The organism is Paenibacillus cucumis (ex Kampfer et al. 2016) (assembly GCF_019748695.1).
GTDB classification, from domain to species: Bacteria; Bacillota; Bacilli; order Paenibacillales; family Paenibacillaceae; genus Paenibacillus; species Paenibacillus polysaccharolyticus.
The window spans coordinates 226,064-249,908 of record NZ_JACLIC010000020.1 but is presented as its reverse complement, the minus strand read 5'-3'; the positions used below and the strand labels follow the sequence as shown (position 1 = coordinate 249,908).

At 45.0% G+C, this 23,845-nt stretch carries 21 protein-coding genes; 5 read left to right on the top strand and 16 right to left on the bottom strand.

The features are described from left to right. Positions 1–288 precede the first annotated feature (288 nt). On the bottom strand, positions 289–2,370 hold the full coding sequence (locus H7T88_RS12650; RefSeq protein ID WP_221788723.1) for a serine hydrolase domain-containing protein: 2,082 nt from the start codon (positions 2,368–2,370) through the stop codon (positions 289–291). Positions 2,371–2,615: 245 nt separating this feature from the next. Here H7T88_RS12650 and pdxR point away from each other — a divergent pair, with 245 nt between their 5' ends. Beyond that, on the top strand, positions 2,616–4,043 hold the full coding sequence (gene pdxR, locus H7T88_RS12645) for a MocR-like pyridoxine biosynthesis transcription factor PdxR (protein WP_221788812.1): 1,428 nt from the start codon (positions 2,616–2,618) through the stop codon (positions 4,041–4,043). 71 nt (positions 4,044–4,114) lie between these two features. On the opposite strand, the gene glyA is transcribed toward pdxR, so the two are convergent. The 9 genes from glyA to H7T88_RS12600 all read right to left on the bottom strand — a co-directional run bounded on the left by glyA (position 4,115) and on the right by H7T88_RS12600 (position 13,279). Next, positions 4,115–5,374, bottom strand: a complete 1,260-nt coding sequence (glyA, locus tag H7T88_RS12640; protein WP_221788722.1) for a serine hydroxymethyltransferase — start codon at positions 5,372–5,374, stop codon at positions 4,115–4,117. A gap of 26 nt (positions 5,375–5,400) precedes the next feature. Beyond that, positions 5,401–6,606 carry a benzoate/H(+) symporter BenE family transporter gene (locus H7T88_RS12635; RefSeq protein ID WP_221788721.1) on the bottom strand — a complete coding sequence of 402 codons (1,206 nt, stop codon included), beginning with the start codon at positions 6,604–6,606 and terminating at the stop codon, positions 5,401–5,403. A 20-nt stretch (positions 6,607–6,626) separates the two neighbouring features. Then, the gene (locus H7T88_RS12630; RefSeq protein ID WP_090915889.1) at positions 6,627–7,370 is read right to left on the bottom strand and encodes a YggS family pyridoxal phosphate-dependent enzyme; all 744 of its coding nucleotides are present in this window, start codon (positions 7,368–7,370) and stop codon (positions 6,627–6,629) included. A 230-nt stretch (positions 7,371–7,600) separates the two neighbouring features. Then, a complete protein-coding gene (gene rbsB / locus H7T88_RS12625; protein ID WP_090915885.1) occupies positions 7,601–8,533 on the bottom strand; it encodes a ribose ABC transporter substrate-binding protein RbsB in 933 nt (310 codons plus the stop codon). Between the two features lie 15 nt (positions 8,534–8,548). Next, complete coding sequence (locus H7T88_RS12620) at positions 8,549–9,511, bottom strand: ABC transporter permease subunit (protein ID WP_418792753.1); 963 nt, start codon at positions 9,509–9,511, stop codon at positions 8,549–8,551. Between the two features lie 10 nt (positions 9,512–9,521). Continuing rightward, on the bottom strand, positions 9,522–11,003 hold the full coding sequence (locus H7T88_RS12615; RefSeq protein ID WP_221788719.1) for a sugar ABC transporter ATP-binding protein: 1,482 nt from the start codon (positions 11,001–11,003) through the stop codon (positions 9,522–9,524). A gap of 14 nt (positions 11,004–11,017) precedes the next feature. Next, positions 11,018–11,419, bottom strand: a complete 402-nt coding sequence (rbsD, locus tag H7T88_RS12610) for a D-ribose pyranase (RefSeq protein WP_154889159.1) — start codon at positions 11,417–11,419, stop codon at positions 11,018–11,020. Beyond that, a complete protein-coding gene (gene rbsK, locus H7T88_RS12605; RefSeq protein WP_221788718.1) occupies positions 11,419–12,297 on the bottom strand; it encodes a ribokinase in 879 nt (292 codons plus the stop codon). The genes rbsD and rbsK overlap by 1 nt, the downstream gene beginning before the upstream one ends. Beyond that, complete coding sequence (locus H7T88_RS12600) at positions 12,290–13,279, bottom strand: LacI family DNA-binding transcriptional regulator (protein WP_221788717.1); 990 nt, start codon at positions 13,277–13,279, stop codon at positions 12,290–12,292. Before H7T88_RS12600 ends, rbsK begins: the two co-directional genes overlap by 8 nt. Before the next feature lie 267 nt (positions 13,280–13,546). On the opposite strand from H7T88_RS12600, the gene H7T88_RS12595 reads away from it, so the two are divergent. Further along, the gene (locus tag H7T88_RS12595; protein ID WP_312027613.1) at positions 13,547–14,581 is read left to right on the top strand and encodes a DMT family transporter; all 1,035 of its coding nucleotides are present in this window, start codon (positions 13,547–13,549) and stop codon (positions 14,579–14,581) included. A gap of 234 nt (positions 14,582–14,815) precedes the next feature. Here the strand turns inward: H7T88_RS12595 and H7T88_RS12590 are convergent, their stop codons facing one another. After that, the gene (locus H7T88_RS12590) at positions 14,816–15,949 is read right to left on the bottom strand and encodes a serine hydrolase domain-containing protein (protein WP_090915870.1); all 1,134 of its coding nucleotides are present in this window, start codon (positions 15,947–15,949) and stop codon (positions 14,816–14,818) included. Between the two features lie 221 nt (positions 15,950–16,170). Beyond that, positions 16,171–16,368: a hypothetical protein gene (locus H7T88_RS12585; protein WP_145330658.1), complete on the bottom strand. Its 198-nt coding sequence runs from the start codon at positions 16,366–16,368 to the stop codon at positions 16,171–16,173. 181 nt (positions 16,369–16,549) lie between these two features. On the opposite strand from H7T88_RS12585, the gene H7T88_RS12580 reads away from it, so the two are divergent. Further along, on the top strand, positions 16,550–17,221 hold the full coding sequence (locus H7T88_RS12580) for a cyclase family protein (protein WP_090915866.1): 672 nt from the start codon (positions 16,550–16,552) through the stop codon (positions 17,219–17,221). A gap of 86 nt (positions 17,222–17,307) precedes the next feature. Here H7T88_RS12580 and H7T88_RS12575 read toward each other — a convergent pair whose 3' ends face one another. After that, positions 17,308–18,180 carry a YitT family protein gene (locus tag H7T88_RS12575; RefSeq protein ID WP_090915864.1) on the bottom strand — a complete coding sequence of 291 codons (873 nt, stop codon included), beginning with the start codon at positions 18,178–18,180 and terminating at the stop codon, positions 17,308–17,310. Positions 18,181–18,323: 143 nt separating this feature from the next. Continuing rightward, positions 18,324–18,680: a MerR family transcriptional regulator gene (locus tag H7T88_RS12570; protein ID WP_090915862.1), complete on the bottom strand. Its 357-nt coding sequence runs from the start codon at positions 18,678–18,680 to the stop codon at positions 18,324–18,326. A gap of 113 nt (positions 18,681–18,793) precedes the next feature. Here H7T88_RS12570 and H7T88_RS12565 point away from each other — a divergent pair, with 113 nt between their 5' ends. After that, the gene (locus H7T88_RS12565; RefSeq protein ID WP_221788715.1) at positions 18,794–19,576 is read left to right on the top strand and encodes an SDR family NAD(P)-dependent oxidoreductase; all 783 of its coding nucleotides are present in this window, start codon (positions 18,794–18,796) and stop codon (positions 19,574–19,576) included. A gap of 131 nt (positions 19,577–19,707) precedes the next feature. Here the strand turns inward: H7T88_RS12565 and nspC are convergent, their stop codons facing one another. Together nspC and H7T88_RS12555 are read right to left on the bottom strand one after the other, a co-directional pair. Then, complete coding sequence (gene nspC, locus H7T88_RS12560) at positions 19,708–20,835, bottom strand: carboxynorspermidine decarboxylase (RefSeq protein ID WP_154889175.1); 1,128 nt, start codon at positions 20,833–20,835, stop codon at positions 19,708–19,710. 1 nt (position 20,836) lies between these two features. Further along, complete coding sequence (locus H7T88_RS12555) at positions 20,837–22,081, bottom strand: saccharopine dehydrogenase family protein (protein WP_154889177.1); 1,245 nt, start codon at positions 22,079–22,081, stop codon at positions 20,837–20,839. Between the two features lie 1,118 nt (positions 22,082–23,199). Here H7T88_RS12555 and H7T88_RS12550 point away from each other — a divergent pair. Next, a complete protein-coding gene (locus H7T88_RS12550; RefSeq protein ID WP_260510875.1) occupies positions 23,200–23,817 on the top strand; it encodes a TetR/AcrR family transcriptional regulator in 618 nt (205 codons plus the stop codon). The last annotated feature ends 28 nt before the right edge of the window (positions 23,818–23,845 follow it).

Genomic DNA, 23,845 nt, shown 5'->3' with positions numbered 1-23,845 from the left:
ATCATGCTAAGGTTATTATTCTCAGCTCTTGACCAATCAATGCTCTTTCTACCCACCTTCATTTTTGTTTCCATGGCATTTCTTCAATCCACTTGTAAAAGTCCTCTTATACTTACCCTGGTGGTCAGGTTGTCGAAACTTAAATTTTAAATTTGAAACATTAAAATGCAAAAAAGCCGCAAAATGCGACTTTTTGGCTATCTTATAGATAAGCATTAATTATAATTCTTAATAACGATCAGCAGTGTTTCAAAAACATATCATTTCGTTTATATCGTGGATTCATGCTTATTTTAACGTGATCTCAAAGACTGATCCTGCTTCACCTGCAAAGACAAGATAGCCTTTCTCGGGCAGTACCATTGTCGTCTGACCACTGACTACGCTGTGATTCAGACTGGCACCAGACGCATCATACACAACAAATGAACCATCGGAGGGTAAATTCACTTTCATTTCTTTTCCTCCGGCCGTAGTCGGAATCGAGAACCATTTGGCGTAACCATTCGACTGGATTGTCGTTTTTGATTGCTGACCTGCATAGATCGGTTTCACGATATCCTGGCTACCATATATATTGCCTCCTTGCGAGACATATTCCACACCGTCTTGTTTGAAAAAGGTAAATTCCATCGAGTCCCGACCCGCTACACCCGGAATCTGCAATTGATTCACAGCCTGATCCCCATCCGTAATAGCATTCGTATAAATATAACCTGGTAACTCACTTAACAACTGAATAGGTATCAGCGGCATTGCTGTATTATATAGAGTCGAGGTATGTTTCTCATTCACGAGTACATACGCTTTACCCACACGCGCTTGCCACGCAGCTTTGGCTTCGTCTGACAATAGATTGGCTTGAAGCTTTTCAGCCTTATACTCCGAAGAAGCAAGCTGACCGAGCCCAGGAGCCGATTGATACGAACGTGTCCAAAGATACGTATTTCCGTTATCTTCCTTAACAAATATCACTTTCTCCGTACCTGCCTCATTCACAAAAGAACCGTCAGCAATATAGGTGTACGTCTGTTTCGGGCTATTTGGTGTCGCTAACATCGACATCGTGAGTTGCCCATTCTCCTGAACATCCAGCTTCATCAACATGTTGGCTCCGCCACCATAGATTCCTGAACGTTTCATCTCTTCCTTCGGCATCTCTGCTTTCACAGGTACTCCATGTGACTTCTCCGGTTTACGCTCCGGAATCAGCTTCTTTTCTTCCAGGCTACTTAGCAACAGCTCTGTTGCAATCAATTGATTCGTTGAACTTGAACCTCCCGAAGATGTAACGGCTGCAGCCATATTATACTCAGGCAATACAATCAGAGAGGAATGATAAGCAATTGTATTTCCGCCTTTAGTCCATGCCTTGATCCCATACTGATTGAACGGAAACAAGTTTACACTATCCCACCCAAGTCCATACGCAATGGATGAATCACCGTCCTCTGGCCACATTCCCCTCTTGTACTCTTCCTGTCCGGTAGCTTTCGCTGATTCTTCGGAAAGAACACCATTCTTCTCGTTCGTGAATACTTGTGACAGCTTCACTAAATCTTCGGCTGTGGAATAGATGCCACCTGAAGCAATCATATTGGTTGTCTCCAAAGGCTGCCGTTCCTTCTTGGGGGAGTATGTCGTTGCCATGTGTTTCACATCGAGCGGATCTTGTGGCGTCTTGGTATGATTCATGCCTAGAGGTGTGGTGATATGACGATGCATGAATTCCGTAAAACTCAACCCGCTAACTCGTTCTACCAGAATCTCAGCTAATGAAAACCCGTCATTACTATAAACCGAGTAAGCTCCAGGATCTGCCTTCAAATGTTGTGAGGCTAGCTGTTCCAGTAATGTATCATGTGCGTGTGTATCTGGATCTTCGAACAGAATCGCGCTATTACTGGATGTGCCAAGTAATCCCGATGAATGATTTAACAGCATACGTACTGTAATCTGAGCATAACGCTTGTCCTTCATTTTAAATTCAGGAATATAACCCACTACAGGATCGTCCAATTTCACTTTGCCCTCATCCACCAACTTCATGACAGCGGTTGTGAGAAACATTTTACTTGTCGATCCTATGCCATACATGGTGTTTGACGTGAGTGGCACACGATTCTCCGGGTCATTCATTCCTGTCTGTCCAGAGAGAACGATCTCCCCTCCATCGATAAGTGCGTACTGTACACTCGCGACACCGTAGGTTTCGGTCAGTGTTTTCGTTTTCGCTGCAACTGATTTTTGAGTCAATCCGTAGTCTAGTTTACCTGGAAGCTCGGTAGCATATGCAGCTGTGGGCGTTAACATCGCAAATGCCAAGGTCATGGCAACGATGGACATTCTTTTTTTTCGTGTCAAATTCATCTTCTCCTATTCTGCTCTGTGGTCGTCGTGTATGAGCTGTTACCTAACGCAGTATAAACAAAGAAAATGAACTACCCACGTCCTGAATATGAACTGGAGATGAACAGGAAAAATATATTCATCGTGATTCATCATTGCAGCTTGAACCATTGTCATGATAATATTCCCTACAATGGAAGGCCCAAATTTTCATTATGTGCTATTAATATACAATCCATAAATTCAACAACAACGGAGTTGTTATGATGTTAAAAGTGAACCGAAATGATGACCGTCCCATCTGGCAGCAGCTGCTTGACCAGGCTATTCACAACATTACAACCGGGAACTGGCCTCCAGGTGAGCTGCTACTTCCGTCACGTGAGTTAGCTGGGCGAATCGGTGTTTCACGATCTACAATTCAGATCGTTTACGAAGAATTATTCAGCCGGGGTTATACAGTAACTTCACGTCGCGGTGGAACAAGAGTCAGTAGCTCGATCCAAGTGCTCCCTTCATTAGAAGAGGAGCCGCAATCCGGGCCTGTGCCTCCCGTATTGCCTTTAGTACACGAATCCATTGCCAAACTACAGAGTTGGTTTGGAGATCATGATACAACGCAGGTGGACATTGATTTTAACCCGCATGAGCCTTACATCGATGAGACGTTCACCCAATCCTGGAGAAAATCATTTTTGCAGGTATCTGCTGAACCCAACCTTGATATCTGGTCGTATGGCGATGCCAGAGGTTTCCTGCCGCTACGGGAACAGATCCAGCGCTACTTGTCATTAGAACGAGGAATTCATATTGAAGCTGATCAGATTTTGTTAACTTCAGGTGCACAGCACAGCATTGATTTGATTGCTCAGGCACTTCTGACTGAAGGAGACAGAGTGTCCGTGGAGGACCCCGGTTTTCCTGCTGCCTGGACCACCATGAAATACCGCGGTATGCAGATCGATGCCGTACCGGTAGATGAGCAGGGACTATGTGTAGATCGCATCCACCCGGAATCGAGGCTCGTATTTGTCACCCCTTCGCACCAATGCGCGACCGGAATCATCATGTCAGAGCCACGAAGACAGCAATTCATGCAGTTGGCTGGAAAACGTGGAATGTGGATTATCGAGGACGATTACGATAGCGAATTCAGATATCGTGGAGACCCGATTCCTACCCTGTTCAGCCAGTTGCCTCAGAATACGCTTTATATGATGAGTTTCTCCAAAATGATTGCGCCCGGTATACGTTTATCCGCAATTATAGGACCTCAAGCAGCGATTGAGCGGCTTACCCAGATTCATGAACTGACTTATCGCCATCTGCCCATAATGGAGCAGCTGACGCTGAATCATTTTATTGAGCGGGGGCAATTTATGCGCCACATGAGAAGAGTTCGTAACATTTATCGCCGCAGACACGAGGTCATGACCAAAGCGATCCATTCTTCCGGTCTTAGTTCGCGTTTTAGATTAAGCGGAGTAGAAACGGGATTACATATCCTTCTTGAAGCAGATGCGTCATGTGATGAAGCAGCAATAACCTCTGCCGCCCGCAAGCAGGGTGTCTGTGTTTATCCGTTGAGCAGATACTGTCTGGAGAGTGATCGTAAGGGGTGGGTATTAGGTTTTGCAAAAGTGGATGAGGCACGAATTGAAGAAGGCATCTCCCGATTTGCCCGCACCGTATAATAACAATTGAATAGAGCCCGCCGGCAATGCTCATGGATCATTAGAGAAGATTGCAGACGGGCTTTATCTATTTATGAGGTAAACGATGTCCCTGCTTCGTAGAGAGGAAATCGTGATGTGATTTCGCGCACACAGCCTGATATGTGCTGTTTTACTTTAGTGTTCGTTGGATTTTTAAAAGCAAGCGCGATAAGCTCGGCAATTTCTTTCATCTCCCCAGCACCAAGTCCTCTGGTTGTCATGGCAGGCGTTCCAAACCGAATACCGCTTGTAACTAACGGACCTGCTGTATCATGAGGAATCGAATTTTTGTTTGCCGTGATGCCTACTTCATCCAGCATGATTTGAGCGTCTTTACCCGTAAGACCAACGCTACGCAGATCAACGAGAATGAGATGATTATCAGTACCCCCAGAAACAAGTGAAAGCCCTTCATTGATTAGCGTTTCCGCCATTACTTTAGCATTATTCAGAACGTTGCTCATATATACAGTGAAATCAGATTGCAATGCTTCCCCAAAAGCGACCGCTTTTCCCGCAATAATATGCATAAAAGGCCCGCCCTGCGTTCCGGGAAATACAGCTTTATCGATGGCCTTTGCCCAAGATTCTTTACACAAAATAGCACCTCCACGCGGACCTCGCAGCGTCTTATGTGTCGTGGTTGATACAATATGTGCATGCGGTACGGGGTTAGGGTGTAATCCTGCTGCAACAATGCCCGCAATGTGTGCCATATCTACAAACAGTAAGGCTCCCACTTCGGAAGCAATTTGAGCAAAAATCTCAAAATCAATACGCCTCGGGTATGCACTTCCGCCTGCGACGATCATTCGTGGACGATGTTTGTGAGCCAGTTTTCGAACTTCGTCAAAGTCAATAAGACCTGTTTCTGGATCGACACCGTAGGGAACAAAGTGATAAAATCTTCCTGAAAAATTAACAAGATTCCCATGCGTCAGATGACCGCCATGAGAAAGATTCATTCCAAGAATCGTATCCCCCATCTGGACTGAGGCAAAGTATACTGCCATATTCGCCTGTGAACCGGAATGAGGCTGCACATTCGCATGTTCAGCACCAAATAATTGTTTCAGGCGATGATTAGCAATATCCTCTACCGTATCCACATGCTCGCATCCACCATAATATCTTCTGCCCGAATAACCCTCTGCATATTTATTGGTTAATACGCTGGCCGTGGCCTCCATTACGGCTTGGCTCACAAAATTCTCTGAAGCAATCAGTTCTATCGTATCCCTCTGCCTTGCAAGCTCGTGACGGGTTGCTGCTGCCAAAATTTCATCTTGGCTCTCTATATGTTTTAACATTCTGATCATCATCCCTTCCAGGTTTCTTAACCATTTGTTCCAAGTGGTTTTTTGGCAAATTTAAAATGAATTAGTAGATGCGCCATGACTCCAGCCACAAGTCCCCAAAATGCTCCGCCGATGCCAAACAAAGTTACATTAGCCGCTGTTGCTAAAAATGTAATTAATGCCGTCTCCCGTCCGTTCGGGTCCGCCAGAGCGTTAGCCAGGCTGCCGCCGATCGTTCCAAGTAAAGCTAGCCCTGCTAATGTGGCGATAAAAGCTGCGGGAAGAATCAAAAATAATGCGGCTAAAGTCACGCCAAAAATTCCGACAGTTATGTAGAAGATTCCGCAGGCAATGCCCGCAATATAACGCTTGGACTTATCTTCATGAGCATCTTTCCCTGTGCAAATGGCTGCGGTAATGGCTGCCACGTTAAATGCATGTGAGCCGAATGGTGCAGCGATTAGTGAACCCAGTCCGGTTACCGTTAATATAGGGTTAGCACTCGTTCGAAAACCATCATTGCGGAGGACCAGCATACCTGGCATGTACTGCCCCGTCAGCGTAATAATAAATAACGGCAGGGCCACACCGAGCAACGCTTGAATTGAGAATTCAGGCGCAGTGAATACAGGTAAAGCGACTGCGAGCTGAATGGAACTGAAATCCGTTTTTCCCATAATCACCAGGTAAATCAGACCGAGAACCAATATACCAACGATGGCATAGCGAGATGTAAACCGTTTTAATACGATATAGGCGGTGAACAACAGAATAACCAGTACAGGTTCGACCTTGGCCCCTTCAAACGCGGAGATACCAAACTGGAGTAAAATGCCTGCAAGTAAACCCGAAGCGATCCCTGGCGGGATCAATCGCACGAACCGTTCGAACAAACCAGACATGCCCAAAATGATAAAACCCACGGCTGATATCATATAAGCACCTACGGCTTCTGAATAAGGAGTTACAGCCAGCATGGAGACAAGGAAGGCTGCAGCTGGAGTAGACCACGCAGTAATGATAGGTTCTTTATAGCGGTAACTAAGCCATATCCCCGTGATCCCGACGCCAATCGAAATGGACCATATCCAGGATGCGGTCATTTCCGGGCTCAATCCAGCTGCTTTGGCCGCTTGAAACACAAGAATGAACGTCCCTCCGTAATTGACAATTACAGAAATTAAAGCAGCGGTCACTGGTGATATCAGATCGCGCCCGCGAATCTTATTAGATGCTGTTTTCAATGTAAACCCCTGCCCCTCAACTAATCTTCTATCTTTTTATGTTCGTTCCAGTAATATTCATCGGGCAGATAACGTGGGCCAAACACATTGGTTCCCACACGAACGATGGTCGCTCCCTCTTCAATCGCCATACTGAAATCACCGGACATACCCATCGATAACATTTCCATCTCGACGCGTGGGATGTTTCTCTCTCTGATCTGCATGCTGAGCTGTTTCAACAAGCGAAAACATTGGCGGGTCTCATCAGCTGATGCATGCAGCTTCCCTATCGTCATTAATCCTTTTACATGAAGCGTTTCAAATTGAGACAATTGTTCAACGAGCTCCACTGCATCCTCTGGAGAAGCACCGAATTTACTTTCTTCATAGGACGTATTAATTTGTACAAGAATGTCCATTGTCCGCTGTTCTTTGACAAGCTGATCATGCAAGACCTGCCCGAGCTTCAGACGATCCACCGAATGGATCATTGTCACATACTTAACTACCTCCTTAACTTTATTCGTCTGCAGATGGCCGATAAAATGCCATTCCAACGCTTTGGACTGCTCCATAAGAGGATATTTATCTCGCAGTTCCTGCACCTTGTTTTCTCCAAACAGATGTTCACCTGCCTGCACGGCAATCTGTAACTTCTCCAGCGGTACCGTTTTCGTGGCTAAAAGTAGCTGCACATCGTTAACATTTCGTCCAGAAGCCTTGCAAGCCAGTGCCATTTGTTTTCTAACCATTTTTAAATTTTCTTCAACCGGATAATCCAAGCCGGATGCCCCTTTCCACTCACCATTTGAATGACAGTATAACAATCTATGGATTGAATACATATATCCAAAGATATGATTTTTGAGCAATCCAAAACTCTGCAATATGCAATTGGAGTCACGAATGAGCTTGATTCCAGTTAAACCAACTATAATTCTCACAATAAAAAATCCCGCCTCCGGCTTTCTCAGCCAGAGCGGGATTCATACAATACCTTATAAATATTTGATTATTGATTCACGTTTTCCTTGGTTACCAGCTTCAATTCAGCCGGGATGGATTTCTCCACTTGTTTACCGCTCAGCACATCGAGTGCGGCTTGCAATGCAAGCTGTCCGATCAACTCAGGTTGTTGAGCTACAGTTGCTGTTAGTTTACCATCCTGAATCGATTTAATGGCATCATCATTACCATCAAATCCGATCACCGGGATATCTTTCCCCGAACTTTGGATTGCTTCAATGGCACCAAGAGCCATTTCGTCATTATGGGCAAACACGGCTTGCACTCCTGGATTACCTTGCAATAAGTTCTCCATGACATTCAACCCTTTGGAGCGGTCAAAGTCAGCGGATTGTTTCGCAACCACGTCCAGCTTTTGGTCTGCAATCTCGTGGAAACCTTTGCCACGCTCACGGGTAGCTGATGCACCCGGTACACCTTCAAGTTCAATCACTTTAGCACCTTCACCAAGCTGTTTCACGATATATTCAGCAGCCATGCGTCCACCCTTTGCATTATCGGAAGCAACAAGTGCTGCAACTTCACCTTTATCCGCAGAGCGGTCAAGCGTAATTACTGGAATGCCCACACTATTAGCGGATTGAACCGCTGTAGAGATTGCAGCGGAATCTGCCGGGTTAATCAGCAAAGCATCAACGCCTTGCTGAATCAAATCGTCCACATCATTCGTTTGCTTCGCAGAATCGTTCTGTGCATCTACGACAACAACCTGAATACCTTGTTTCTGTGCTTCGGCTACGACACCATCTTTCAGTGAAACGAAGAACGGGTTGTTCAGTGTCGAGATCGACAAACCGATTTTCTTCTGTTCCTTACCTCCGGCTGACTTTGGTTTCGCCCAGCCTGGCGGCTCCAGCGAACATCCGGCTAGAACAACGATCAGTATCATGCTAACAAGCGTTAGTGTCCATTTTTTCATGTTGTTTTCTCTCCCTTAAGCGGTTTTCTTGCGGTCCAGCAGGACTGCGATAGCAATAACGACACCCTTCACAACCATTTGGTAGAAGGAGTTCACACCGAGCAGGTTCAGACCGTTATTCAGCACACCAATGATCAGCACACCAATCAAAGTACCTACAATGCGTCCGCGGCCGCCGGAAAGGCTTGTTCCGCCCAGCACAACCGCCGCGATGGCATCCAGCTCATAAGATGTACCTGCCGTAGGTTGAGCGGAGTTCAGACGCGATGTCAGAATCGCGCCGGCCAGCGCAGCAAGCATACCTGCAAGGGAGTAGATCATAATTTTGACGCGGGATACTTTGATACCCGAGATGATGGAAGCTTTTTCATTACCGCCGATGGCGTACGTTTTGCGGCCGAAGGCCGTTTTATGCAAAATCGTCCACAGAATTACAAACGTAATCAGCATCGTAATTGCTGGTACTGGAATACCGAGCAAGTATCCGCGTCCAAACAATTGGAACAGCAGGCTATCGCCCAAACCTGTAATCGGATTACCATTGGTATATACCAGTGTCAGACCTCTAAAAATGGTCATCGTTGCAAGGGTTGCGATAAATGGAGCCATGTTACCCTTGGTAATCATCAGTCCATTCACCATACCCATGACTCCACCAAGGGCTACCCCAATGATGATGGACAGGATTGGATCAAGACCGGATAACATCATATTGGCTACGAAGGCACTAGATAGCGCAAGTATAGAACCAACCGACAAGTCAATCCCGCCAGTAAGAATAACAAACGTCATGCCAAATGCAATTAAAGCATTAATGGAAACCTGGCGTAGCAAATTTAGAATATTAAGTGGTTCCAAAAAGCTTGGATTGAGCACGGAAACAATCACAATTAGAATGATTAATCCGAGAAGTGGGCCGAGTTTTTGTGTTACGCTAGACAAGCGGAACCCGCTTTTGGCTGTTTTAGTATTCTGCATCGTTGTCATGTTACTGTCCCCCTGTAGCTAGAGTCATAATGTGTTCTTGTGTCGCTTGTTCCTTCGGTAGAACGCCGGTAATGTGACCTTCATGCACAACGGCAATGCGGTCGCTCATACCCAGCACTTCAGGCAGTTCGGATGAAACCATGATAATAGCTACCCCGCGATCCGTCAGTTCGTTCATGAGCTGATAGATCTCACGCTTCGCTCCAACGTCTACCCCGCGTGTAGGCTCGTCCAGAATGAGCACGCTTGGACCGATACCTACCCATTTGGCAATGACAACCTTCTGCTGGTTCCCACCGGACAAATTCCGGGCTGCGGTTTCCGAGGATTGGGTTTTGATCTGCAACCGTTTGATGAGTGTGTCTACAAACTCCTGCTCTTTCCCATTCGAGATGAAGCCTTTGTTGGAAAAACTGAATAGGTTCGTCAGTGCCATATTTTCACGGATGGAAAAGTCGAGCACCAGCCCTTCATCCTTCCGGTCTTCTGTTATAAAACCGATACCGTGCTTCACCGCATCCGCCGGTTTGCGAATGTTTACCTTTTTGCCACGTATCTTGATTTCTCCGCTGTCCAATCGATCCAGACCAAAGATCGCTCTCATGATCTCCGTACGCCCCGATCCCATCAGACCGGAGAAACCGAGTACTTCACCGGCTTTTACATCAAAGCTGACATTTTCAAATAATCCCTTCCGATTCGCTTCCCTCACCTCAAGCACGACTTCACCATATTTCGGATGACGGGACGGATAACGCTCAGTCAGTTCACGACCTACCATCTTGCGTACAACTTCATCAAAGTTTGTCTCGGGAATGGCTTTGGTATCCACGGTTCGCCCGTCACGCATAATGGTGATGCGATCACAGATCGTGAAAATTTCCTCCATTCGGTGAGAGATGTAAACAACGGATACGCCATTTTTTTGCACAGAACGAATGACCTCAAACAATTTCTGAATTTCACGTTCAGTCAAAGCCGCTGTAGGCTCGTCCATGATAATGACTTTGGCCTCGGTCATAAGCGCTTTAGCTATCTCAATCATCTGCTGCTGTCCGACAGAGCACTCTCCTGCAGGGCGTTCTAGCGGAATGTCCACCGAAAGTTTGGCGAATTGTTCACTAGCAAGCGCTTTCATTTGTTTTGTGTTCAGCAACCCCACGGAGGACGATATCTCTTTACCGATAAACAGGTTATCCAGTACCGTCATCTCAGGCCAGACATTCAATTCCTGGTGAATAAACGTAAGCCCAAGCTGCTCTGCTTCTTTTGGACTACCGAAGTACGTCTCTTTGCCATCAATCTCTATGGTTCCTTGATCCCGTTGGTGCAGACCGATCAAAATGTTCATCAGCGTTGATTTCCCGGCGCCATTCTCCCCCATCAGGGCATGAACCTCGCCTTCTTTTAATTCGAAATCCACACCGCTTAACACTTGATTTGTGCCAAACGCTTTATGGATATTATGCATCTGAATGTGCATGGTGCTGCCTCCTTTTAACCGAAATGAACTCCCGATTGTAAAATGCAATTGGCATACGGTGTAGCCTCGCCTGTACGAATAACGGCCTTCACTTGCCGGGTTAACGCTTTAAACTGCTCATGGTTCTGGCTATCATCTATGATCTGTGAATCAAATTTCTCATTCAGGTACGCAAGTGTCTGCGGATTCCCTTCATGGATTTCACTAGCGATGATCACTTTCTCAATGACCATGTCTTCCGCAATGATGTCCAGCACTTCACGAAAGCTTGGTGTACCAAGTTTGAGTGCCAGATCAATCTTGGGCACACCATCCGGAACGGGCAAGCCCGCATCCGCAATGGCAATTTGATCTGTGTGACCCAGATCAGACAAGATTTTAGAGATGTGACTGTTCAAGATGCCGTTTCTTTTCATTACAAGCTCTCCTCTACTTCGTCCCTGGTTGGCATACCGCCCTGTGCACCAAACTTGGTTACGGATAACGATGCCGCCCGATTGGCAAAACGCACACTGTCCTGAATCGACTTACCCTCAGCCAGAGCGACTGCAAATGCTGCATTAAATGTATCGCCAGCTCCGGTTGTATCTACAGCTTCAACTTTATAGGTTGGCACAAGTACCTCTTCATTACCGTCATAATATCGAACACCCTTACTGCCTTCCGTAATGAATAATTTGTTTGGATGTTGACGTAGCGCTTCCGCAGGCTTCATGCCTTTGAACAAAATTTCGGCCTCATGCTCATTAGGTGTAATATAAGATGCATTGTCGATCACCTCTTGTGGAACCGCACGGGCAGGAGCCGGATTGAGCAGTAAGGGTGTCTTGTATTTGGCACATAATTGGCTGACATGAATCACCGTTTCTTCTGGAATCTCTTGCTGGATCAGCACAATATCCGCGTTACGAATCGCTTCAGCAGCTTCATCCACATAAGCAGGTGTCACTTCGCGATTGGCCGCTTCGACCACCACAATGCTATTATCTCCCTCTGCCAAGATGATATGAGCTGTACCACTCTCCGAATGTGTAACCGGTTTCACATTGCTTGTATTTACACGATTTGCTTTAAAGTTTTCTAAAATGTCTGTACCGAATGTATCATCTCCAACACGGCCGATCATGACAACCTCGGCTCCCAAACGAGCTGCCGCCACAGCTTGGTTGGCGCCTTTCCCGCCGGGTACTGTCTTAAAACTTTCACCAAGCACGGTTTCTCCCGCGCCCGGTCTTCTGGAGGATGTCACAACCAAGTCCATTGAACTGCTACCAATAACACAAATGTTAGCCATCGTTTCTCACCTTTCTCGTTGTTCCCCGTTCAATGAAAGACACGGGCAACTGTATGTTTTTATTCTCCATCTTATTTTGCTCTACTAACTGAATAAGTAATCCTGCTGCTTCTCTGCCCATTTCATATGCTGGCTGCCTGATCGTAGACAATGCCGGTGACAACAATCCACTCATTGGAATATCGTCAAACCCGATAACCTGTACATCATTCGGGACGTTCCTCCCAATCCGGTAAGCTTCATGCAAAACCGCCATTGCGGCGATGTCATTACTGGCAATAACGCCGTCCGTGTCCGGAAATTTTCTGAACAGTTCCTCCGCCCATACACCTGCCTCATTAAATGAAAAAGAGGTGGTTTGAATGACCTCATGATCCAGTCCTGCTTCCCGGATGACTTCAATCGCTCCTTCAAACCGATCTTGAGCCGGCCGAATATGGGATGGTCCTTGCATAACGGTAATTCTTTTGCTGCCCCGTTTGATGATCTCTTTGGCAGCAAGCCTTCCGCCTTCTCTGCCGTCGGCATAGACCGAAGGTCGTTCCAGCGAAGTTCTGTCCAGAAAGACAACGGGAATCTTCAGCTTTTCATATATCGAAGAGTGAGGGTAATTGGTGGATGAGATCACACCCACTACGTTATTCTGGATAAACGTCTGGATGTAATCATGCTCCTTCCGTTCATCCTCATCACTGTTTCCAAATATTAAGCGGTAATCCTGCTCTTGCATCCGATCCTCCACCCCCCGCGCAAGCTGAGGGAAATAAGGATTCGCAATGTCTGGAAGCAGTAGACCAATCAGTTTCGACTTGCGTGTGTATAGTGAACGTGCCACTTCATTCGGTGAAAAGTGAAGTGCCTTGACAGCCTCTTCAACTTTCTTGCGAGTATCTGCGTGCACATAGCCCCTGTCATTAATCACTCTGGATACCGTGGCTACGGATACACCGGCCAGATTTGCTACGTCTTTAATTGTTGTCATGGAATGTTCTCCTTATGTGTAACCGGTTACAGACATAAATTATCACATTATTTTTCATTTGGCAAGCGCTCTGTTGTTGGAAATAAAATCCATACACACTTTTCTCGCGATCATCTCTGTAATTTCTCTCATCACTTCATAACAAGGTTGCCTGCTCCAATCCATTTTTCTTCCAACACAAAAGCAGGTTTTTATGATATGGTCTATAAGGCATGATTGTTTATTCTTACATACAGATGTGCACAACAAGCGAGGAGAAGATTAAGCGTGATCGAGAGAGATTCAACACTCATTAGTCCAAAGGCAACAGAACATACGCAAAGTGAAAGTACAGCACGAGAAAACAAAAATCAAGGGGAACAGGAGAATCTGAGCAAATTAAGCGATCCATTCATTGTGATGCTCATTGCAGGCTTATGCTGCTTATTATGGGGGAGTGCCTATCCTTCCATCAAACTCGGCTATGTTGCTTTTCACATTTTACCCGAAGACATTGCTTCAAAATACGTTTTTGCCGGGTATCGATTCAGTTTGGCAGGTATATTGCTGTTACTTCTATATCGCGTTGGTTTCAGACGCAAGCCAAAGCTTAGCGGACGTGAATGGGCAGGTTTGAGCATGCTAGGCGTACTGCAAACAGGACTGCAATATATGTTTTTTTATGTAGGCGTAGCCAACACCACCGGTGTCAAAGGGTCCATCATGAATGCAACAACGACGTTTTTCAGTGTTGTATTGGCCCATTTTATCTATAAAAATGATAAGCTGAGCCGTAACAAAATCATCGGCTGTGTAATCGGGTTTATTGGAGTCATTATCGTCAACTTTCATGCAGACTTACTTACCTTTTCATTCTCTTTCACAGGAGAAGGATTTATCATTATGGCCGCTCTCGTTTTCTCGGTAACAGCCATTTACGCGAAGCGTTTAACTGGAACAATTGATGTTATGGTGATCACCGGCGTTAGTCTTCTAGTTGGCGGATTGGTGCTGACTCTGCTCGGTCTGTCACTCGGAGGTCAAGTTACTCATTTTACATGGGAATCCACACTGAATCTGGTGTATCTGGCTTTGCTGTCATCCGTGGCCTTTTGCCTGTGGAATCTGCTTCTGAAGTACAACAAAGTAGGCAAAGTATCGGTTTATAATTTCTTAATCCCCATCTTTGGTGCCCTGTTATCCGCATTGTTTCTTGGAGAAACGATCTGGGAACTAAAAAATCTTGTTGCGTTAATATTAGTATCTGTTGGCATTTATCTGGTCAACCGTGTAAACGCACTTCGAATGACAAAAAGCCGCTAATCAGCGGCTTTTGTTTATAATATCACAATATGATCATGTAAGAGGAAACATCTCCCTCTAGTTCCAATTACCTAAACCATAATATCATACTTTCTCCCACGGTAAATGTAAATAATAAGGAGTACGTGGCCCACTCCTTATACCATTAAAACAAACAAAAACCCTGCTGTTTTTCCTTAGCAGGGTCCAAAATAAGTTAATATTAATCAGAATAGCATTCGAGCATACAGCTTTTTATAGGCAAGAATACACTACGTTGCGTAAACGGCGCTGCACATAATGCTCCTGGCTGTTCAAGAGATGTTGTGCATACATCACCGTCAGTCCAGAATCCGGATCGATAATCGCCATACAGCCTGCCGCACCGGCCCATCCAAATTCACCAACCGGACTCAGTGATCCACTGCCTGCTGGGGAGATATGTGTACGAACCCCGAGACCATAACCGTATCCATACATATGATCCCATGAAAAGTCTGGTCGTGTCATGTCATTTAGATGATCGGCTCTCATGAGCTCCACGGAAGCTCGGGACAAAATCCGCACGCCTTCAGGGCTTGTGCCAAATCCGGTCAGTGCATTCAGGAACTTGGCGTAATCGTTCACAGTAGATAACAATCCGGCACCGCCACTATCCAGTTCTGTACCTACACGGAAACCGTTGCCGTCCATTCGTACCGCTTTATCTTGCTCTTCATCAAAAAGATATTGCGGAATCAAACGAGATTGTTGAGCTTCATTCAGGTCAAAGGTGGTATCATGCATACCAAGTGGTTTAATGATCTCATCTTGCAAATACGTGCCGAATCGTTTGCCACTTACGACTTCGACCAGTGCACCAAGCACATCATGACACATGCTATAATTCCAGTGGGTACCCGGCTCAAACATGAGTGGTTCTTTGGCCAAAGCTCTCGCAAACTCTCGCGTTGGCAGTGTTCCATTCGTGCGTTCTACGGCTTCCTTGATACTTGGCGAATGGATATCATATGAAAAACCAGCAGTCATCGTAAATAGATCACGCACCGTTATTGGTCTTGTCGCTTTCTCATAGTACACCTCGCCATTCGGAAGTGCCTTTTTCACCTGCATTTCCTCAAATTCAGGTAAGTACTGAGAAAGCGGGTCAAGTAAAAGGATATCCCCTTTCTCAACCAGTTGCAGTGCAGCAACACAGGTCATAATCTTGGTCATGGAGTACAAATTAAAGATGGCGTTATCCCGAATTGGAGTCTTCTCCTCCAGATTCTCAAATCCATTGCGATACTGGAAAACGGTTTCGTTTTGATGCATAATAAGCACTTCTGCCCATGGAACTCTCCATGAGGTTAAACGATCAATTAATGAAGCAACCGGTTTAAAGTCCATATTTCCCCATCCTTATATGTAAAATTGTGTTGTTTGTGCCATGAAGAGCACTTAGCGAAATATACTTCTCTTCCCTACGACATATACTACTATACGACCTTTTGAACCTGTTGACTAGTTTGATTAAATGTTAATTTCGTCAGGCCAGATATTGCATTTCAAATGGCAAAAAGCCGATCCATAACTGGACCAGCTAATAACCTTAATATCATATTCGCACGTTAATTTGGATAAGATCGTCTATTCTCAACCGATTTCATACGATTCTGGTCATCCGTTACGTGATCCTGACTAAATTCCTGCCCTGCCTCCATCTCACCATGACCGGATACGTTGCGGGAGAAATTGGTAAATTGTCTTTTGTGCTCATCCTGTTCGTGCTTCTGTTTCAAAAGTTCCTGCGGGTCTTGCTTTGTCATCGCACTAACCTCCATATTGAAATGTCTTGTACGTCTTCTCACTACATAAATCGAACTAAAGAGAATTTGCACACCAATCCAGTTCGACTCATATACAAAAGCTTTCCATACAGAAGCCCCACTTATGCAAGTAAATGCAAGTAATCCAGGTTAACGCAAAGGAAAGGAGATCATTCCCAATATGACGCGCCTTCTCTTGTCTTATCCGCTGGGTGTGAACACCCCGGTGTACAAAGGTAATCCTCCCGTCGTGATACAGCAACAATCCAGTATCGCTCAAGGTGATGCCTACAACCAGTTTATTGTCTCAAGCCTTAATCATAATGGTACACATATTGATGCGCCGTGGCATTTTAATCCTCAAGGCAAAAAGATCAGTGAGATTCCGATAGATGATTTTATTTTTACACACCCCGTGGTGATTGATATTCCCAAAAGTGATGATGAGTTGATCACCAAAGCTGATCTGCAGCCTTATGAGCATCAGATCGCTGGAGCTGACCTGCTGCTGATTCGCACGGGATTTGGCAGAATTCGCTCATCTGATCCTGACAGATACGCCAATCATAACCCGGGTTTATCCGCCTCGGCAGCACAGTACCTGATGATTTTCAACTCCTTGCGTGCTATTGGTATCGATATGATATCCGCTGGTGCAGCGAATCATCCAGACGAAGCCGTTGCTTTTCACCAGATTATTCTGGGTAAAGGTCGGGTCGACGGTAAGTACATTCTCGTCATTGAAGATCTGAATCTGAATCAGGATCTTTCCCATATCTCTAGGGTCTACGCGATCCCTCTGTACATTGAAGGCGTCGACAGCAGCTTTGCTACTGTTTTTACGGAAGATTAAGGCTGGCTAGCGGAATGATTATGGTTTTGTGAAAAAAAGATAAGAAAAAGCGCCGACAAGAGGGCTGCTCTTATCAACGCTTGTTCTTAGTGAATGTCTTTCTTCTTGAAATTGCCGCCCTTCACTTCGGCTACATCGTAGACAACAACAAAGGCTGTAGGGTCAATCTCGTTAATGATTTCTTTGATTTTACTCTCTTCCATCCGGTTGATGACACAAGTGATTTCCTTGAACTGCTCGTTGGAGTATCCACCATATGCCTCGGTGTACGTTGCTCCGCGTCCGAGTCGATCACGAATAGTCTCCACCATGACTTCCGGTTGTGTCGTAATAATTTTGAATGTCTTCGAACCGCTCAAACCTTCTTCAACAATATGTATCACTTTAGAGGCAATGAAATAAGCGAGTCCTGACAAAATCGCACCTTGCAGACCAAATACGGTCGAAACAACGATAAATACAAACATGTTCAGGAATAGAATCAGGTCACTCGTTCCGAACGGAAGCTTACGAGATAACAATACGGCAAGCATATCAATCCCATCAAGTGCTCCGCCGTTACGTAGTGCAAGACCCATACCAAAACCGATAATGATACCACCCACAACCGTTACCAGCAACGTGTCCCCTTTAATAATCGTGGGCACATGATGCATCAGACTGGCACTAATCGCCAGTGACGCAATACCAATTACAGAGTAAAGTGCAAAGCTTTTACCAATTTGCTTGTAACCGAGCCACACAAACGGAATGTTTAGCAATCCGATGAGTAATCCGAGTGGCAATCCGAACAAATTCGAGCCGACGATACTGAGACCGGTTACGCCACCATCGGATACCTGGTTTGGAATCAATATGGCCTCCAGACCATAGGCCGTGATGAATCCCCCGATAATGATGAGTAGCGCTTTGGAAAGGATTTTGAGCTGGTTCGACTTGTGTGGTTTGTGTTGATGCATTCCATTTCCCCCTTGATAAACGATAAACACGATAGATTTTAACAAACATAAAAAATAGTCTATAACAAAAATCACACATTTGGCAATAGAAGGGCAATCCAAAAGTTAGTTCAGTCTTCCGATCGCATTCTTTCTACGTTACATTATTTCCCGATAAAGGATCGATATGCCGTGATTTTAAGTTCAAGCATTTCATTCGCCGCATGAAGGGTATTCATCTGATCTTCAACGGCTTTTTTATGGTTCTCGAGCAACTTTAAACGTTCTGGAGCCGTATGCTCACCTTCTTGAAATAAAGAAGCATACTGTTTGATTATCGCAATCGGCATTTGTGTTTCTTTCAGCTTGATGACAAACTGCAGCCATTTAAGATGCGACTCATTATAGCGCCTGTCCCCACTGGAGTCACGCAAAGGAATTATAATTTGTTCCTTCTCATAATAACGCAACGTATGTGCACTGATGCCCAGCATCTCGGCGACTTCTCCGATCGTATGCATGGTTGTTTCACCTCCTCCTTCGGATGGCTTGACTTAGAGTAAACTCTAATCAGTATAATCAATTCGTGGTCATCCCACAATATAGATTGAATTTATCTCAGGAGGAGTTTCATATGAAATATACCGTTATTACCGGTGCCAGCTCAGGTATCGGGTATGAAGCCGCTTTGGCTTTTGCAGCCAGAGGCAAACATCTCATTTTAGCAGCCCGCAGAACCGAAGCTTTGGATTTGTTAAAAAATAAAATCGCCGAACTCAACTCGGAACTCGATGTTGTTGTTCGTACAGTGGATTTGTCCATTGCCGCAGATGTACATGCTTTCTATGAAAGCTTGAAAGGTTACTCCATTGAAACATGGATCAACAACGCAGGCTTTGGCAACTTTGCTTCGGTCGGTGAGCAAAATTTGCCTAAAATCGAGCAAATGCTTCATCTGAATATTGAAGCACTGACGATTCTCTCCACTCTGTATGTTCGGGATTATGCCAATACTCCGGGCACGCAGATCATCAACATCTCTTCAGGGGGCGGCTACACTATTGTTCCAGATGCGGTGACCTATTGTGCCACGAAGTTTTATGTCAGTGCCTTTACCGAAGGGCTAGCACAAGAACTCCAAAGCAAAGGCGCTCCAATGCAAGCCAAAGTGCTGGCACCTGCGGCCACAGAAACTGAGTTTGCTGAACGTGCCTTTGATCTGGATCAGTTCCAGTATGAAGGCCGTGTGCCCAAGTTCCATACAGCCGAGCAAATGGCTGGATTTTTACTCGATCTCTATGACAGCAAACATGTTGTAGGTATTGTGAATGGTCTAACGTATGAATTCGAACTGAAGGACCCAATCTTCCCCTATGCCGCAAGAGCTGCAAGCAAACCTGTCGATTCTAACGAATAATAGAAGTAGCCAAAAAAAGGCTGTCCTCTGGTCATACGAAGCCTGTGACCTTGGACAGCCTTTTACTTGTACTGCACTATTATTACTCTCTATTGTAATATCTCTATATTGCTCGGATATATAATAAAGTATTATGCCAAACGCATTTTGAAATCCTGATATCCGAATTCACGTACAACTTCGCAATCTCCATCTTTGCGTTTAACCGCAATGGCAGGAAGCGGCATGCCGTTAAACGTATTGGTTTTAACCATGGAGTAGATCGCCATGTCTTCAAATACGAGACGGTCGCCTTCTTTCAAAGGCTCATCGAATGAATAGTCGCCAATCACGTCACCAGACAGACATGTTTGACCACCTAGACGATACAGGTGAGCTTTCTCGCCCACTTCACCCGATCCAATCAATGGCGGACGATACGGCATCTCCAGAACATCTGGCATATGACAAGTTGCTGAAGTATCCAAAATGGCAATATCCATGCCATTCTTGTGGAAGTCCAGTACGGAAGTCACCAGATAACCTGCGTTGAGAGCAACCGCCTCTCCCGGCTCCAGATACACTTCCAGACCATAATCATTTTGCATCCGTTTAATACAAGCTTCGAGTCTTGGAATGTCGTAATCTTCACGGGTAATATGGTGTCCTCCGCCGAAGTTAATCCATTCCATCTGCGGCAACCATTGTCCGAACTTCTCAACAAATGCATTCAACGTTGTTTCCAAGTCGTCCGAGTTTTGCTGGCACAGCGTGTGGAAGTGCAGTCCAGACACCCCTTCAAGCAACTCTGCACGGAAATCCTCCTGCTTCGCGCCGAAGCGTGAACCTGGAGCACACGGATCATAGATCTCGTGTCCTTCCTGAGTGGAGCATTCCGGATTCACACGCAAACCAACCTTACAGCCCGCTTGCAGTGCTTTATCCTTGAATTTTGCCAGTTGTGAAAAGGAATTAAAAATGATGTGATCACAGATCGAAACAATCTCATCCATCTCTTCCTCACGAAAAGCCGGAGCAAAGACATGATTCTCTTTGCCCATCTCTTCGTGACCGAGACGCGCTTCATACAAACCGCTCGCAGTCGCACCGCTCAGGTATTCTCCAATAAGCGGATACATCGCCGTCATGGAGAACGCCTTCTGCGCAAGCACGATTTTCGCTCCTGTACGCTGCATTACACCGTTCAGGATTTTCAAGTTTTTCTCAATCAGACCTTCGTCAACAACAAAACAGGGTGTCGGTAATTGCTCGAACCGCATGTTAGCGAACAAGCTCCGATTCTTTAGCTTTAGACTCTTCTGGCAGCTCATCCACGAGAACCGGATTGAAGTCTTCTACCCAAGGAAGTCCCCATTTGTTCAGTTCTTCCATGAACGGGTCCGGGTTGAACTCTTCCACGTTGTATACGCCTGGTTTGTTCCATTTTCCTGTCATCACCATAGCCGCACCGATCATAGCCGGAACACCAGTTGTGTAAGAGATCGCTTGGGAACCTACTTCTTTATAGCACTCTTGGTGGTCACAGATGTTGTATACATAATATGTTTTGTCTTGACCGTCTTTTTTACCTTTGAAGATACAACCGATGTTCGTTTTACCTACTGTACGAGGTCCGAGGGACGCCGGATCAGGCAGAACAGCTTTCAGGAATTGCAAAGGAATGATTTGTTTTCCTTCGAACTCGATCGGCTCGATGGAAGTCATTCCTACGTTTTCCAGAGCTTTCAGGTGAGTCAGATAGCTTTGACCAAATGTCATGAAGAAACGGATACGTTTCAAGCCAGGCATGTTTTTCGCCAGAGACTCCAGCTCTTCATGATACAACAGGTACATATCTTTTTCGCCAACTTCTTTGAAGTCGTACACACGTTTGATTTCCATCGGTTTAGTTTCGATCCATTCACCATTCTCCCAGTATCTGCCGTTCGCAGAAACTTCACGAATGTTGATCTCAGGGTTGAAGTTTGTTGCAAATGGGTAACCATGGTCGCCGCCATTGCAGTCGAGGATATCGATATATTCGATCTCGTCAAAATAGTGTTTCAATGCGTATGCGGAGAATACGCCCGTTACGCCAGGGTCAAATCCGCTACCCAGCAGTGCAGTGATGCCTGCTTTTTCGAAACGCTCTTTGTAATCCCATTGCCAGCTATATTCGAATTTCGCCGTATCTTCCGGCTCATAGTTTGCTGTATCCATGTAGTTTGTTTTCGTAGCCAGGCAAGCATCCATGATCGTCAGATCCTGGTATGGCAATGCCAAGTTCATTACGATATCCGGTTGGAACTCGTTGATCAATGCAATCAGCTCTTCTACATTGTCCGCGTCCACTTGAGCTGTTGTAATTTTTGTTTTGCCGCCATCCAATTTTGCTTTCAGTTCATCACATTTGGATTTGGTACGGCTTGCGATACAGATTTCTTCAAAAACCTCGCTGTTTTGAACGCATTTGTGTACTGCTACAGAAGCTACGCCGCCGGCGCCGATGATTAGTGCTTTTCCCATTTTCTCATTCTCCTATCCCCATAATCAGGTTTTTTAGTTTTTGTTTTTTTCGTAAAATTCCATGACGTTCGCAGTTGTATTGTTTCATTATGCAACGTCCACCCGCTCCTGATACAATAAAAAAAGCAAGGTGAAAAATGTCGCACTTTTGCGCACACCATCACACTTGCTTGTCGATATACATCATAAAAAAGACGTGAAGACTCCTTGACCAAAAAAGTCCATAAGAACCCCTTCAGCGGAAAGCTTCTTCATGTATATCAATATTGGATCAGAGTCTATATAGCAAATAATTCGCCTTTACCACTCTTATTGACCGTTTCACAAGTTGATGTGCAGATGCACTGGTTGTAAAGTAACCAACTTATAAAATTTGAGCTTTGAACTCAATCAATAAGGCAACAGAAGTTGCCAATCGGCATTTGACCCGGCTGTCCGTATGGCCTTAACTCCTTGGTAGAAGTGGTCAAAAATTATCTGCTGGAAAGCTCTAATTCATATTGATAAATCAACTTTCCAAAATCACAGGTATTACACTATCAGACGTTTCCCGAAAAATCAAGGGATATTTTAAAATTTATTTTTTATTTTATTAGATCAGGAATGAACTGTTCATCATAACCTTTAAAGTCAACTTCAGCGTTCTTCACTTGAGATCAAACTTTTCTGCATAAATATGCCCCCTCTTTTATTCAAGTCCACTTCTCACGTAATTATAGATAAAGTCATGACTGTTATATTTTAACTTCAGCCTCTACCCTTCTGTATTGATTTAATCGATATATCCTCCTAATGAAGCCATACTTTTTCGAAAGAACGTTTCTCCATTTGTCAATATAGTTCTCTGATGGTGGTTTACGAATAATTCAAACAATCTACAGGGATGTAATCCAAAGAGCATCAAAGCATGCACTGTGTCTATAAAGTACAAATTTTAAATCGAAATAAGGTGCATATTAATAAACTATTATTGGATATTCATTCACACCATTAATTTGCACAATGAGTAAATTTGCACATTGGGCAAATTGTTGTTATGATTATTTTCACAAAAGAGATACTGTGGATATTTTCCTTTAATCCATCTTAAGGAGGTGAACGCATAGGCGGTATAAATTATGAAACGAACGTTGCGACACTTAAAAAAAGAAGCCACGGAGAAAGCCCTTGCCGGAGTTGCTTTTAATCTGACGCTGGAGCATGGACTAGATGGATTTACGGTAGAAGATATCGTGCGACAGGTCGGATGCTCTCGTAGAACATTTGCCAACTACTTTACGTGCAAGGAAGAAGCTGTTGCGCTTGGAGCTCTATCTGTACCAAATACAGCCGAGCTTGAACATCTGATCACAGAGATTCCGGATCATGCCTCACTGCTGGAAATTATGTATGAACTGGTTAAAATGCAACTCACGTCCGAATTGATTGGCAGACTGCATCAACTTGTCATCTTGTCCCGAACCTATCCCGTGCTTGAACCTCACTATTTGGCAGCGATGCACAGACTGCAAACTCAGGCGCAGGAAACCCTGCTTGACCTGTCGAACGGCCAAAACGACGAAATCTATACTTACTTGTTGATCAGCGCTATTTATGGCACCGTGTTGCCCTTAATTGAAGGAAGACTGAACGTACTGTTGCCCGGTAAGCAAATTCCTGCCGACTCAGGTTCAGATGCAGTCCCGTTTGAGCAGTTTATGGAAACGGTGTTTGATCATTTGCGAAAAGGATTTTAAGCTCCTTCTTTTATCGTCTTTTAATCAT

Excerpts from the sequence above, each read along its gene's own strand:
- pdxR (WP_221788812.1), top strand. The coding sequence starts at position 2,616 with ATGTTAAAAGTGAACCGAAATGATGACCGTCCCATCTGGCAGCAGCTG.
- glyA (WP_221788722.1), bottom strand. The coding sequence starts at position 5,374 with ATGTTAAAACATATAGAGAGCCAAGATGAAATTTTGGCAGCAGCAACC.
- H7T88_RS12650 (WP_221788723.1), bottom strand. The coding sequence starts at position 2,370 with ATGAATTTGACACGAAAAAAAAGAATGTCCATCGTTGCCATGACCTTG.
- H7T88_RS12600 (WP_221788717.1), bottom strand. The coding sequence starts at position 13,279 with ATGACAACAATTAAAGACGTAGCAAATCTGGCCGGTGTATCCGTAGCC.
- H7T88_RS12615 (WP_221788719.1), bottom strand. The coding sequence starts at position 11,003 with ATGCACATTCAGATGCATAATATCCATAAAGCGTTTGGCACAAATCAA.
- H7T88_RS12575 (WP_090915864.1), bottom strand. The coding sequence starts at position 18,180 with ATGCATCAACACAAACCACACAAGTCGAACCAGCTCAAAATCCTTTCC.
- H7T88_RS12590 (WP_090915870.1), bottom strand. The coding sequence starts at position 15,949 with ATGGACTTTAAACCGGTTGCTTCATTAATTGATCGTTTAACCTCATGG.
- H7T88_RS12565 (WP_221788715.1), top strand. The coding sequence starts at position 18,794 with ATGAAATATACCGTTATTACCGGTGCCAGCTCAGGTATCGGGTATGAA.
- H7T88_RS12550 (WP_260510875.1), top strand. The coding sequence starts at position 23,200 with ATGAAACGAACGTTGCGACACTTAAAAAAAGAAGCCACGGAGAAAGCC.
- H7T88_RS12580 (WP_090915866.1), top strand. The coding sequence starts at position 16,550 with ATGACGCGCCTTCTCTTGTCTTATCCGCTGGGTGTGAACACCCCGGTG.
- H7T88_RS12570 (WP_090915862.1), bottom strand. The coding sequence starts at position 18,680 with ATGCATACGATCGGAGAAGTCGCCGAGATGCTGGGCATCAGTGCACAT.
- rbsD (WP_154889159.1), bottom strand. The coding sequence starts at position 11,419 with ATGAAAAGAAACGGCATCTTGAACAGTCACATCTCTAAAATCTTGTCT.
- nspC (WP_154889175.1), bottom strand. The coding sequence starts at position 20,835 with ATGCGGTTCGAGCAATTACCGACACCCTGTTTTGTTGTTGACGAAGGT.
- rbsK (WP_221788718.1), bottom strand. The coding sequence starts at position 12,297 with ATGGCTAACATTTGTGTTATTGGTAGCAGTTCAATGGACTTGGTTGTG.
- H7T88_RS12555 (WP_154889177.1), bottom strand. The coding sequence starts at position 22,081 with ATGGGAAAAGCACTAATCATCGGCGCCGGCGGCGTAGCTTCTGTAGCA.
- H7T88_RS12620 (WP_418792753.1), bottom strand. The coding sequence starts at position 9,511 with ATGCAGAATACTAAAACAGCCAAAAGCGGGTTCCGCTTGTCTAGCGTA.
- rbsB (WP_090915885.1), bottom strand. The coding sequence starts at position 8,533 with ATGAAAAAATGGACACTAACGCTTGTTAGCATGATACTGATCGTTGTT.
- H7T88_RS12585 (WP_145330658.1), bottom strand. The coding sequence starts at position 16,368 with ATGACAAAGCAAGACCCGCAGGAACTTTTGAAACAGAAGCACGAACAG.